The following is a 10,863-nucleotide window of genomic DNA, read 5'->3' as shown; positions in this document are numbered from 1 at the left end:
GCGACGCCCAGTTGCTCAGCGACGATTTTTTTAACGCGTTGTTCGATATCGGACATGTGATGCCTCCATTAGGTTACAGAAAGTGCGCGCATTTTAGCAGGTTTGCGCATTGAAAATTTACTTTCGACATTAGTCTTTAATTTTTAGCAAAACCATGTCAAAAGCTTCTAAATAGATACTACTTACATCTAACCCTGAATCAGGCCGGGCTCCGGCATGACGCAAGGCACCGGCCAGAAGCCGGATTTAGCTCATGTACATGCCGCCATTCACGTGCAGGGTAGTGCCCGTGATGTAGCCCGCTTGCGGCGATGCCAGGAAAGCCACGGCGGCGGCGATGTCCTCTGCGGCGCCCAGGCGCCCCAGCGGGATCTGCTGCAGCAGGGCAGCGGTTTGCTGCTCGCCCAGCTCCTTGGTCATGTCGGTATCGATAAAGCCCGGCGCAACGCAATTCACAGTAATGTTGCGGCTGCCGATCTCGCGCGCCAGCGCACGGCTCATGCCGGCGACGCCAGCCTTGGCCGCAGCATAGTTCATCTGGCCTGGATTGCCGGCCGAACCGACCACCGAGGTGATATTGATGATGCGGCCATGCTTGGCCTTTATCATGCCACGCAAGACGGCGCGCGACAAACGGCCGACCGCGGTCAGGTTGGTGGCGATTACGGCATCCCACTCCTCGTCCTTCATGCGCATCGCCAGTTGATCCTGGGTAATACCTGCATTATTGACAAGAATCGACAAGCCGCCGAATTCTTTCTGGGTCAACTCTACCGCAGCGGCGCAGCCGGCGACATCGTTAACGTTGAGCATGATGCCGCGGCCGTTGCCGGCATGAGCGGCTTGCATGTATTCCGTAATGGCGGCAGCGCCGGCTTCCGAAGTCGCCGTGCCGATCACCTTGGCGCCACGCTTGAGCAGTGCCAGCGCGATGGCGCGGCCGATGCCGCGCGAAGCGCCGGTCACCAGGGCGACCTGGCCTGCCAGGTCTTGTACGTCTGTATTTGGTAAAGTCACTTGAATGTCTCCAACATTTTATCCAGCGACGCCTGGTCGACGATGACATCGCCGATCAGACTGTCGTTAATCCGCTTGGTCAAGCCAGCAAGAACCTTGCCCGGACCGCACTCAATCACATGCGTGACGCCTTCGGCAGCAATCTTCTGCACCGTTTCCACCCAGCGCACCGGGCTTGCAGCCTGGCGCACCAGCGCATCCTTGATGGCTTGCGGATCGCTGACGATGGCGACATCGACATTGTTGATCAAGGCGATCTGCGGCGCCGAAAAGACCAGATCTTGCATGTATTCGCGCAAACGGTCCGAAGCCGGCTTCAACAGCGAGGAATGAAATGGGGCCGAAACCGGCAATGGCAAGGCGCGTTTTGCACCTTTTTCTTTCGCGATGACGCAGGCGCGCTCGATTGCACCTTTATGGCCGGCGATCACTACCTGCGCCGGCGCATTGAAGTTCACCGCCTCGACCACTTCGCCCTGCGCCGCAGCCAGACAGACCGCGCGCACATCGTCGTCTGCCAGACCCAGGATGACGGCCATGCCGCCCTGCCCGACCGGCACCGCCTGCTGCATGGCTTGCGCACGGAAACGCACCAGCGGCACGGCATCCTTGAACGCAATCACGCCGGCAGCCACCAGCGCGGAATACTCGCCCAGGCTATGGCCAGCCACCAGCGCTGGCGCCTTGCCGCCAGCCGCCAGCCAGGCGCGGTAGAAGGCTACCGCAGCGGTCAGCATCACCGGCTGGGTATTGGTGGTCAGGTCCAGCTCTTCCTTCGGCCCCTCGGCAATCAGCTTGCCAAGGTCGAACTGCAGCGCCTCGGAAGCTTCCGCCACCGTGTCTTTCACTACCGGGTTATCGGCAAAGCCGTTCAACATGCCAACGGCCTGCGAACCCTGGCCCGGGAAAACGAATGCGAATTTATTCATGCCTTACCTGTGGATATCAAATTTATCAAATACGCGCCGGCGTAGCGCAGCGCGCTGGCAGCAAGCTGCCATATTGAAGCCAATGTGCAGAATGCGTTTTACATGCGCGCTAAAATTGCGCCCCAGGTAAAGCCGCCGCCGACACCTTCCATCATGACGTTCTGGCCAGGCTTGACGCGGCCGTCCCGCACCGCCTTGTCGAGCGCCAGCGGAATCGATGCCGCCGAGGTATTGCCGTGCTGGTCTACCGTCACCACCATGCGTTCGTTATCCAGGCCCAGCTTGCGCGCGGTGCTCTGCATGATGCGGATATTGGCCTGATGCGGAATCAGCCAGTCGATCTCGGAGGCTTGCATGCCGGCGATCTGCAGCGCTTCGTTGGCGACCTTTTCCAGCACCGAAACCGCCAACTTGAATACCGCCTGGCCGTCCATATACAGGAAAGCACTGCCTTCGACCACGCCGGAACTGACCTTGCCCGGCACGCACAGGATATCCTTGTAGCGGCCGTCGGCATGCAGCTTGGTGGCCAGGATGCCAGGTTCGGCCGAAGCCGTCATCACCACGGCGCCGGCGCCGTCGCCGAACAGCACGCAAGTGGTGCGGTCTTCAAAATTCAGGATGCGCGAAAAAACTTCAGTGCCGATCACCAGCACGTTCTTGTGTGCGCCGGACTTGATGAAGGCGTCGGCGATCGACACTGCATAGACGAAACCGCTGCACACCGCCTGCACGTCAAACGCCGCTCCGCCGCTGGTGATGCCGAGCTTTTGCTGGACCACGCAGGCAGTGCTGGGGAAGCCGCCGAAATGATCCGGGGTCGAAGTGGCGACGATGATCAGGTCGATGTCCTCAGCCTGCATGTGCGCCATCTCCAGCGCCTGCTTGGCGGCGGCGACCGCGAGGTCGCTCGACTGCACGTCGGCTTCAGCATAGTGGCGTGCGGCGATGCCGCTGCGCGAAAAAATCCATTCGTGGGATGTCTCTATCCCCTTCTCAGCGAGCTGCGCCGTGAGTTCCTGGTTGCTTACCCGCTTCGGTGGCAAATAGCTGCCGGTGCCGACAATTTTGCTATATTTAGTCATGCTGTCTTTTGTTGAGTTGATTCGGTATTGACGATTTCACCGGAGACCTCACCCGCGCCGGCATCGGCAGCCTTGGGTAGGGCGTCGGCTTGCGGCATCAGCTCCGCAATCGTGGTCGCAATACGAGACAATACATCATATTTGGCTGCGTCGAATGCACGCTGTATGGCCCACTCGTAGCCATAGGCGTCGGCGCCGCCATGGCTCTTGAAAACCAGTCCGCGCAAGCCAAGCAGGCTGGCGCCGTTATAGCGCGAAGGATTGAGGCGGCGCGAGATGGCCTTGATGGCGCCGCGCGCAATCACCGCGCCCAGCATGTTGAGCACGCCGCTCTTGAATTCGGTGGTGAGGACCGTCTTGACGAAACGCCCCAGGCCTTCCGAGGCCTTGAGCGTGACATTGCCGACGAAGCCGTCGCAGACGACGATATCGGTAGTGCCTTCGAAAATATCGTTGCCCTCGACATTGCCGTAGAAATTCAGGATGCCTTTTTCATGATCGGCGCGCAGCAGTTCGGCGGTCTGCTTGACCACTTCATTGCCCTTGATATCTTCCTCGCCGACATTCAGCAGGCCGATGGTCGGCCGCGGCTTGCCTTCCATGGCCGACACCAGGGCCGATCCCATCAAGGCGAACTGGTGCAAGTGCTGCGGTTCGCAATCGACGTTGGCGCCCAGGTCGAGCATATAGGTCGGACCGTCTTTCTGGTTGGGGAGCAGCGTGCAGATCGCCGGGCGGTCGACGCCATGCAAGGTCTTGAGCAGATAGCGGGAAACCGCCATCAGGGCGCCGGTGTTGCCGGCCGAAACGCAGGCCTGCACCTGCTGGTCCTTGACCAGCTGCAGGGCGACGCGCATCGAGGAGTCTTTTTTACGGCGCAAGGCGGTTTCGATGGAGTCGTCCATCGTCACCACTTCGGAGGCATGCACTACCGACAAGCGCGGATGCGCGCCGGCCTTGTGCTTCTTCAGCTGGGCGCGGATTTCATCCTCGAGCCCAACCAGCACCAACTCAGCTTCTGGCTGGCGATTGGCGAACGAAACTGCAGCAGGTACGGTAACCGACGGGCCGTGATCGCCGCCCATGCAGTCAATAGAAATTTTAATTGTCATTGTTTTGATTCAGTGCCTACTCTAACCCCGACATTATGAGGCAGATTGAGCGCGATTCAAAATGACGCAAGGATTTATTACGCATACGTTACGCATACAAAAACGGCGCTGCTGAGAAAACTCACCGCGCCGCCTTCAACCTGCATCACAAGAACAGATATTACTCGTCGTTCTTGGTCTTCAACACTTTACGGCCACGGTAGAAGCCGTTCGGGCTGATGTGGTGACGCAGATGTGTTTCACCAGTCGTTGGCTCGATAGCCAGCGGAGGCGCAACCAGAAAATCGTGGGCACGGTGCATGCCGCGCTTGGATGGGGTCTTCTTATTTTGTTGAACTGCCATGATAACTCCTGCTTTCTTAAGATCTAAAATTTAACATATCCAACCCTCAGAACAGGGAAAGGCTGGACACTCCTGCCGCGTATGGATGCGCGGATTTTACTACCTATTGCCACACCTTGGTCACACATCATCGAAATCACACTCTACGACTGTGAAAATCAGCGCGACAAATTTACCGCAATTCGTTTTACCATCTTAATTTTTCAGACTTTTAAGCATCGCAAACGGCGACTCTTTTTTACTGGCTTTGAGCCCTTCAAGCGCAGACTGGTCCGGACAGACCGGATGCTTGGGCGAGAGCGGCAAGGCCAGCAAGGCCTCGTCTTCAATCAATTCAATAATATTCAGTGATTTGGTGCCGACGATGACGTCAATCTCGTCATTATCGAGCAGCGCATCGATTTCATCGGCGCTTTCTTCATCTTTTGCCAACACCAGCACGGATTCCGCGTCGATATCGAAGGCAAATGGCGTCAGGCAGCGCTGGCACATGATCTTGATCGCGCCGGTGACCGACATCGTCAGTTGCGGGTGCCCCAAGGAATCAGTACCGCCTACCAGGATCCAGTGCAGCACGCCGGAGCGGTCTGCCGACTCATCCGCCAGGCGACCCAGGTCAGCCACGGCGATTTCGCCTTCACGGCGCTCTTTATGGCGCGAATACTCAAAGGCGTCGATTACAAAAGCACTCATATGATATAGCCGAACTCTGCCGAACCCGGAAAACCTGCGATAATAACAGCCTTTTCCTTTATCCGTCAAAGTGTTAGCGCATTTTCTGCCTTTTATCGCCGGGCATGCACCCAAATGACGGAAATCATGGCCTCTTTACAACAGACCGCAGGATGACTGAACCCGTTATGTTACCACCCTCGCCCCCTCTGCGCCTGATTCTGGGCTCCAGCTCGAAGTATCGCAAAGAATTGCTTTCCCGGCTACGCATCCCGTTCGACGTCATGACGCCGGCCATCGACGAAACCGCCCTTGCCGGCGAAACCCCGCAAGCCACCGCCCTGCGCCTGGCGCTGGAAAAAGCCCGCGCTGTAGCGCTGCTGGCTCCCGGCGCGCTGGTGATCGGTTCGGACCAGGTCGCCACGCTGGACGGCGAACAGATCGGCAAACCCGGAGATCACGAAAATGCACTGAAGCAACTCCAGAAAATGCGCGGCCGCCGCGTCATCTTCCATACCGCCCTGTGCCTGTGGGACGGCCGCGAAACCAAGCCGGAACAGGCGGCGCAGATCGAAAACGTCCAGACTTTCGTCACTTTCCGCGACCTGCCCGACGCTGAGCTGGACGCCTACTTGCGCATCGAGCAACCCTACGATTGCGCCGGCAGCGCAAAAAATGAAGGCCTGGGTATCGCCATCCTCGAAAAAATCGAGAGCACTGACCCGACCGCCCTGACCGGATTGCCATTGATCGCCCTGACCAGTATGCTACGCCGCGCTGCCCTTCCGTTTTTCACAAACAAAATAATTGCGGGACAGAGTTTGTGAGCCACCGCAGCGTGGCGAACTACTCTAGCCGTGCGCCTCTGCCCCCAACTGACTAGACCCCAACATGCCAGGCACCCTGTACTTGATTCCCAACACCCTTGGTCTAAGCGATGCCACGCCGGCACAGCAACTGGCCGCCGTCATTCCAGCCGAAGTCCAGGCGCTGACCGCCAGCCTCGCTTATTTCATTGCCGAAAACGCAAAGACGACCCGTGCCTTCCTGAAGCTGGTCGATGCCGTCCAGCCGCTGGCCAGGCCGCTGCAGGAAATCCAGATCGCCGAACTGAATGTGAATACCGCCAGCGCCGCGTTGCCGGCCTTGCTGGCGCCTATCCTGGCAGGCCAGGACGCCGGCCTGATTTCGGAAGCCGGCGTGCCGGCGGTAGCCGATCCCGGCGCCAACCTGGTGCGGCTGGCGCATGCGCACAACATCCAGGTGCGACCGCTGGTCGGCCCTTCGTCCTTGCTGCTGGCGGTCATGGGCAGCGGCCTCAACGGCCAGAGCTTTGCCTTCAACGGCTACCTGCCGACCGATGCCGAACAGCGCAGCAAACGCATCAAGGCGCTGGAACTGCGTTCGCGTCAGGACCAGCAGACTCAGCTGTTCATTGAAACGCCCTATCGCAACGGCGCCTTCCTGGAAGCGCTGGCCAATAGTTGCCAGGCCGGCACGCTGATCTGCGTCGCCACCGACCTGACCCTGCCTAGCGAAACCATTCGGACACAGACCGCAGCCAAATGGAAGAGCGCGCTGGCCGCCGGCAAGCATCCTGATTTTCACAAGAAGCCAACCGTGTTTTTATTTTTGGCGCAGTAAGCAGCTCCCGACTACGCTCCCCGGTCATTCCCGCGAACGCGGGAATCCAAGTTACTCAGTAGGACAGGAAAAATGGATCCCCGCGTTCGCGGGGATGACGTGGCCGACGAGACGGCGTCGACTAGAAGACGCTTTTTAGAAATCCCGGATCGTGACCCACACCCAAATGCAAAACGGCAACGGTATTGCGCCGTCGCCGTTCTTGCTAGTCTCGAAAGACAAGGGTTGAGAAGTCGAAAACTTCTCGGTGCCGCATCCATGATGCGGTGGTTTGTCCGGTAGTCAACAATCATTCCAAAGCAAGGGGTTGTATTGCTGCTGGAAGTTTTTTTGCTACCGAAGCAATTGCAACTGAGTGGCCAACGAGTTTGCTATTTCTATAATCGCCTCCTCCGTTCGCTATTCCTTTGGTCCCTTTAATATACGCCAGGATCGCCAAGATACAAGGCGAATTACGGTAATACAGTATTACCTTATGACGCTTTCAACATGCGCCGTTGAATTAAAAAATCCGCCGGCGATTTCTCGCGAGCGGACTCGTTAAACAAAAATCAATGCAAGAAATTCAACGCAGAAAACTCAGCGCAAGCTAGGCCGCACCTGGTTCGCCAGCGACTGCACCACGCCCGCGCCCATCGCTACGCCGAATTTTTTCAGCACCCGCTCAGGCAAGCCTTCGCTCTTGGTGTAATCGACGATGTCTTCCTGCTTCAAGACATCGCGCGCCACGCTGTCGACCGTGCCGTAGCCATCGGCCAGGCCCATGTCGATCGCCTTGGAGCCGCTCCAGAACAGGCCGGAGAAGGTTTCCGGCGTTTCCTTCAGGCGCGCGCCGCGGCCCTTGCGCACCACGTCGATGAACTGCTGGTGGATTTCCGCCAGCATGGTTTGCGCATAGCCTTTCTGCGTTGCGCTCATCGGGCTGAACGGATCGAGGAAACCCTTGTTCTCGCCGGCAGTCAGCAGCCGCCGCTCGACGCCGACCTTGTCCATCAGGCCGGTGAAACCGAAGCCGTCCATCAGCACGCCGATCGAGCCGACGATGCTGGCCTTGTTGACGTAAATCTTGTCGGCCGCGGCAGCGATGTAGTAACCGCCGGAAGCACACATCTCGTCGACCACCACATACAAAGGCTTGTTCGGATATTCCTTGCGCAAGCGGGTGATTTCATCATTGATGATGCCGGCCTGCACCGGGCTGCCGCCAGGGCTGTTGATGCGCAGGATCACACCCACTGAATCATCGGCGGCAAAAGCGTTATCCAGCGCGGGCACCACCACGCCGGCAGAACCGTTGCCCTCTGATTCGATGGCGCCGTTGATCTTCACCAACGCGGTATGGGCGCCGACGGTTTGCGTGTCCGAGCCTTCATAATTGATGCCCAGCCAGAAAGCAAAACAGACCACGCCGAGCACCGCCAGCTTGAAGAAAATGCCCCAGCGGCGGCGCGCGCGCTGCTCGCGCAGCGAGGCAAACGCCAGCTTTTCCAGCAGTTCGCGTTCCCAGCCTTCTTTTTTGGCCGGCGACGCAGGATCCACATTGTCAAATTCGTTATTGCTCATGGTGCTCACTCATGTCGATTATCAGGGATCGTTCAATATGCACAGCTCGCCAGGCCAGACTAGGCTAACGCCGGCCGCACATATTCATCAGGGATCCAGAACACCTGATTATTGCTTTCTTCAACTAAAATCTTGTGCAGCCGTCCGCCGCGGCATGGACCGCCGGCGCATCTGCCGGTCTCCGGCTCGTACACCGCGCCATGAGTGGCGCACATCAGATAGAGGCCGCTGGACTCGAAGAAGTCGCCCTCGTTCCAGTCCAGCTCCATCGCTACGTGCGCGCAGCGGTTCAGGTAGGCATGCGCGACATGGTCGTAGCGGATGACAAACGCCACCGCATCGTCGCCCCACGCCGTCACCGGAAAACGCACGCCCTTGCCGCGCTCTGCCAGCGCAGAGGAAGCACAGATGGGAATGCGCAGATTATTTACGGCTTGCTCAGACATTGCTTGTCACTCTCGTTAGCAAACGGTCAGGCGTTATTGATCAGCCAATCGTGCAACTGCGGCGTCGACGTCGCGCTGAACAGCGGCTTCAAGGCATTCAGCTCATGCGCCGGATGGGCGCCGTACTGCACCGCGATGCCTGCGGCGCCGGCATTGATCGCCATCTGCAGATCATGCGTGGTGTCGCCGATCATCACTGTGCGCTTCAGGTCCTGGCCCAGCTCACGCGTCAGTTCCTGCAGCATCGCGGGATGCGGCTTGGAGAAGGTCTCGTCGGCGCAGCGGGTAGCATCGAACACCGACAGCAGCTTGGTTTCATGCAAGGCGCGGTTCAGCCCGACCCGGCTCTTGCCGGTGGCGATCGCCAGGAAATACCCTTGCTGCGACAGATCGGCCAGCATTTCGCGGACACCGTCGAACAAGGTCAGGTCCTGGTCCTGCGCCAGATAGTGATAGCGATAGCGCTCCACGACACGCGGATACTGGCTGGCGTCCAGCCCCGGCATCGCCAGCTGCATCGCCTCGCCCAGGCCCAGCCCGATCACGTGTGAAGCCGCCTTGTTGTCCGGAATCGGCAAGCCCAGGTCCCTGGCAGCAGCCTGGATACATTTCACGATGATGGCGGTACTGTCCATCAAGGTGCCATCCCAATCAAATACGATTAAATCAAAATTCTTTCTTGCCATATTGCCTGGCAATTGCTTGCCAGCTCCTGTTGTTGGGTTTTGCCTGCCGGCCAAAGAAGTACACAAAAACACGCAATCGGCGATCGGCAAACCAATAGATAAATACTAACTGATATTTTAATCGCCCGTAGTGCGTGATGGCGCAGAAGCAACATCCGATTTATTTTCCTGAGGCAAGCTTTTCAGGAATTTTTCGCACTCCGGCGGCAATGGCGCCTTCAAGGTCACCGGCTTGCCGGTCTCGGGGTGGACAAAGGTAATCTGATATGCATGCAAAAACATCCGCTTCAGAGCAATCCGCTGGCCGTCCGCTTTCTGCAAGGCGCGGTTCAGCGCAAAATCGCCATACTTGTCGTCGCCGGCAATGGCAAACCCGCTGGAGGACAGATGGACCCGGATCTGATGGGTGCGCCCGGTCTTCAGCTCCGCTTCCAGCAAAGCATAGTCGCCATAGCGCCGGATCAGGTTGAAGATGGTGTGCGAAGCCTGGCCGTCGGCCTGCACCCGCACCCGGCGCTCGCCATCGGCCGCCGTATACTTGTGCAAAGCCAGCTTGACATGCTGGCGCTCGTTTTGCCAGTCGCCGTGCACCAGTACCAGATAACGCTTGTCGGTATCGCCGTCGCGCATCTGTTCGTGCAGATTGGTCAGCGCCGAACGTTTCTTCGCCAATAACAAAATCCCAGAGGTATCGCGGTCCAGCCGGTGCACCAATTCCAGGAACTTGGCGTCCGGACGCGCCGCCCGCAGCTGCTCGATGACGCCATAGCTGACGCCGGAGCCGCCATGCACGGCGACCCCTGCCGGCTTGTCGATCACCAGCATATGATTATCTTCCAGCAAGATCTTGAATTCCGCGCCAGGCACGACTTGCTCTTGCTTTTCAGCAATGCGGATCGGCGGCACCCGGATCACGTCACCTTCCAGCAAACGGTAAGTCTGGTCGATGCGGCCTTTGTTGACTCTCACCTCACCCGAACGCAGCACGCGGTAAATATGGCTTTTAGGAACACCTTTACAAATACGCAACAAAAAATTGTCGATCCGTTGACCGGCATCCTCTTCGCCTATGGTCAGCAGTTGAACTTGCAGCGGTGCGGAAGGCGGCTTCACCTCTTGCTCCACGGCTACTTTAGGCTCAGCCTTGTGCTTGAGCGCGGCTTGCGTCCGCGGCTCCGGGCGAGACTTCACCCGCCCTCCAGAAAATCTCGCTAAGTCCTTCATTTTGAATATATAATTGTTGCGCGACTGTTCAGAAACAGTTGCTGGTGTAAGAATAAAAAGACCATTCTACACAGGGGCGTCCCCATCAGCCTCGCCAATTTGCAAATTTGATGGGAAATGTGTACGCATCACCCCTGCGCGA

Annotated in this window: 12 protein-coding genes; 2 read left to right on the top strand and 10 right to left on the bottom strand. The window is 58.2% G+C overall.

Annotated elements, in window-relative coordinates; translation table 11 throughout:
* Positions 1-246: 246 nt before the first annotated feature.
* From fabG to VNZ65_RS12400, 6 genes are all read right to left on the bottom strand, one after another.
* Complete coding sequence (fabG, locus tag VNZ65_RS12425; RefSeq protein WP_062113727.1) at positions 247-1,017, bottom strand: 3-oxoacyl-ACP reductase FabG; 771 nt, start codon at positions 1,015-1,017, stop codon at positions 247-249.
* The gene (fabD, locus tag VNZ65_RS12420; RefSeq protein WP_325669386.1) at positions 1,014-1,946 is read right to left on the bottom strand and encodes an ACP S-malonyltransferase; all 933 of its coding nucleotides are present in this window, start codon (positions 1,944-1,946) and stop codon (positions 1,014-1,016) included. Before fabD ends, fabG begins: the two co-directional genes overlap by 4 nt.
* Before the next feature lie 98 nt (positions 1,947-2,044).
* Positions 2,045-3,031, bottom strand: a complete 987-nt coding sequence (locus VNZ65_RS12415; RefSeq protein WP_325669384.1) for a beta-ketoacyl-ACP synthase III — start codon at positions 3,029-3,031, stop codon at positions 2,045-2,047.
* The gene (gene plsX, locus VNZ65_RS12410; protein ID WP_325669382.1) at positions 3,028-4,143 is read right to left on the bottom strand and encodes a phosphate acyltransferase PlsX; all 1,116 of its coding nucleotides are present in this window, start codon (positions 4,141-4,143) and stop codon (positions 3,028-3,030) included. Before plsX ends, VNZ65_RS12415 begins: the two co-directional genes overlap by 4 nt.
* 160 nt (positions 4,144-4,303) lie before the next feature.
* Positions 4,304-4,486: a 50S ribosomal protein L32 gene (gene rpmF / locus VNZ65_RS12405; protein ID WP_014006864.1), complete on the bottom strand. Its 183-nt coding sequence runs from the start codon at positions 4,484-4,486 to the stop codon at positions 4,304-4,306.
* Between the two features lie 195 nt (positions 4,487-4,681).
* Positions 4,682-5,179, bottom strand: a complete 498-nt coding sequence (locus VNZ65_RS12400) for a YceD family protein (protein ID WP_325669380.1) — start codon at positions 5,177-5,179, stop codon at positions 4,682-4,684.
* Between the two features lie 167 nt (positions 5,180-5,346).
* Here VNZ65_RS12400 and VNZ65_RS12395 point away from each other — a divergent pair, with 167 nt between their 5' ends.
* Together VNZ65_RS12395 and VNZ65_RS12390 are read left to right on the top strand one after the other, a co-directional pair.
* Positions 5,347-5,985 carry a Maf-like protein gene (locus tag VNZ65_RS12395; RefSeq protein ID WP_325669378.1) on the top strand — a complete coding sequence of 213 codons (639 nt, stop codon included), beginning with the start codon at positions 5,347-5,349 and terminating at the stop codon, positions 5,983-5,985.
* Between the two features lie 64 nt (positions 5,986-6,049).
* Positions 6,050-6,802 carry an SAM-dependent methyltransferase gene (locus VNZ65_RS12390; RefSeq protein WP_325669376.1) on the top strand — a complete coding sequence of 251 codons (753 nt, stop codon included), beginning with the start codon at positions 6,050-6,052 and terminating at the stop codon, positions 6,800-6,802.
* Between the two features lie 579 nt (positions 6,803-7,381).
* Here the strand turns inward: VNZ65_RS12390 and VNZ65_RS12385 are convergent.
* The 4 genes from VNZ65_RS12385 to VNZ65_RS12370 all read right to left on the bottom strand — a co-directional run bounded on the left by VNZ65_RS12385 (position 7,382) and on the right by VNZ65_RS12370 (position 10,721).
* On the bottom strand, positions 7,382-8,365 hold the full coding sequence (locus VNZ65_RS12385) for a S49 family peptidase (protein WP_325669374.1): 984 nt from the start codon (positions 8,363-8,365) through the stop codon (positions 7,382-7,384).
* 59 nt (positions 8,366-8,424) lie between these two features.
* Positions 8,425-8,811 (bottom strand): Rieske (2Fe-2S) protein, encoded by a 387-nt coding sequence (locus VNZ65_RS12380; protein ID WP_325669372.1) that lies wholly within the window; start codon positions 8,809-8,811, stop codon positions 8,425-8,427.
* Between the two features lie 26 nt (positions 8,812-8,837).
* The gene (locus tag VNZ65_RS12375; RefSeq protein WP_325669370.1) at positions 8,838-9,497 is read right to left on the bottom strand and encodes an HAD-IIIA family hydrolase; all 660 of its coding nucleotides are present in this window, start codon (positions 9,495-9,497) and stop codon (positions 8,838-8,840) included.
* Between the two features lie 117 nt (positions 9,498-9,614).
* Positions 9,615-10,721, bottom strand: coding sequence for an RluA family pseudouridine synthase (locus VNZ65_RS12370; RefSeq protein ID WP_325669368.1), 1,107 nt, complete (start codon positions 10,719-10,721; stop codon positions 9,615-9,617).
* Between the last annotated feature and the right edge of the window lie 142 nt (positions 10,722-10,863).

The sequence above is a fragment of the Collimonas sp. genome (genome assembly GCF_035566555.1).
GTDB lineage: Bacteria > Pseudomonadota > Gammaproteobacteria > Burkholderiales > Burkholderiaceae_D > Collimonas.
Note: the sequence above shows the minus strand (reverse complement) of the source record. Positions and strands in the feature narration are given on the sequence as shown.

What these genes read in the sequence shown, in the direction of transcription:
- fabD (WP_325669386.1), bottom strand. Translation starts at nt 1,946, where the DNA reads ATGAATAAATTCGCATTCGTTTTCCCGGGCCAGGGTTCGCAGGCCGTT.
- VNZ65_RS12415 (WP_325669384.1), bottom strand. Translation starts at nt 3,031, where the DNA reads ATGACTAAATATAGCAAAATTGTCGGCACCGGCAGCTATTTGCCACCG.
- plsX (WP_325669382.1), bottom strand. Translation starts at nt 4,143, where the DNA reads ATGACAATTAAAATTTCTATTGACTGCATGGGCGGCGATCACGGCCCG.
- rpmF (WP_014006864.1), bottom strand. Translation starts at nt 4,486, where the DNA reads ATGGCAGTTCAACAAAATAAGAAGACCCCATCCAAGCGCGGCATGCAC.
- VNZ65_RS12400 (WP_325669380.1), bottom strand. Translation starts at nt 5,179, where the DNA reads ATGAGTGCTTTTGTAATCGACGCCTTTGAGTATTCGCGCCATAAAGAG.
- VNZ65_RS12395 (WP_325669378.1), top strand. Translation starts at nt 5,347, where the DNA reads ATGTTACCACCCTCGCCCCCTCTGCGCCTGATTCTGGGCTCCAGCTCG.
- VNZ65_RS12390 (WP_325669376.1), top strand. Translation starts at nt 6,050, where the DNA reads ATGCCAGGCACCCTGTACTTGATTCCCAACACCCTTGGTCTAAGCGAT.
- VNZ65_RS12385 (WP_325669374.1), bottom strand. Translation starts at nt 8,365, where the DNA reads ATGAGCAATAACGAATTTGACAATGTGGATCCTGCGTCGCCGGCCAAA.
- VNZ65_RS12380 (WP_325669372.1), bottom strand. Translation starts at nt 8,811, where the DNA reads ATGTCTGAGCAAGCCGTAAATAATCTGCGCATTCCCATCTGTGCTTCC.
- VNZ65_RS12375 (WP_325669370.1), bottom strand. Translation starts at nt 9,497, where the DNA reads ATGGCAAGAAAGAATTTTGATTTAATCGTATTTGATTGGGATGGCACC.
- VNZ65_RS12370 (WP_325669368.1), bottom strand. Translation starts at nt 10,721, where the DNA reads ATGAAGGACTTAGCGAGATTTTCTGGAGGGCGGGTGAAGTCTCGCCCG.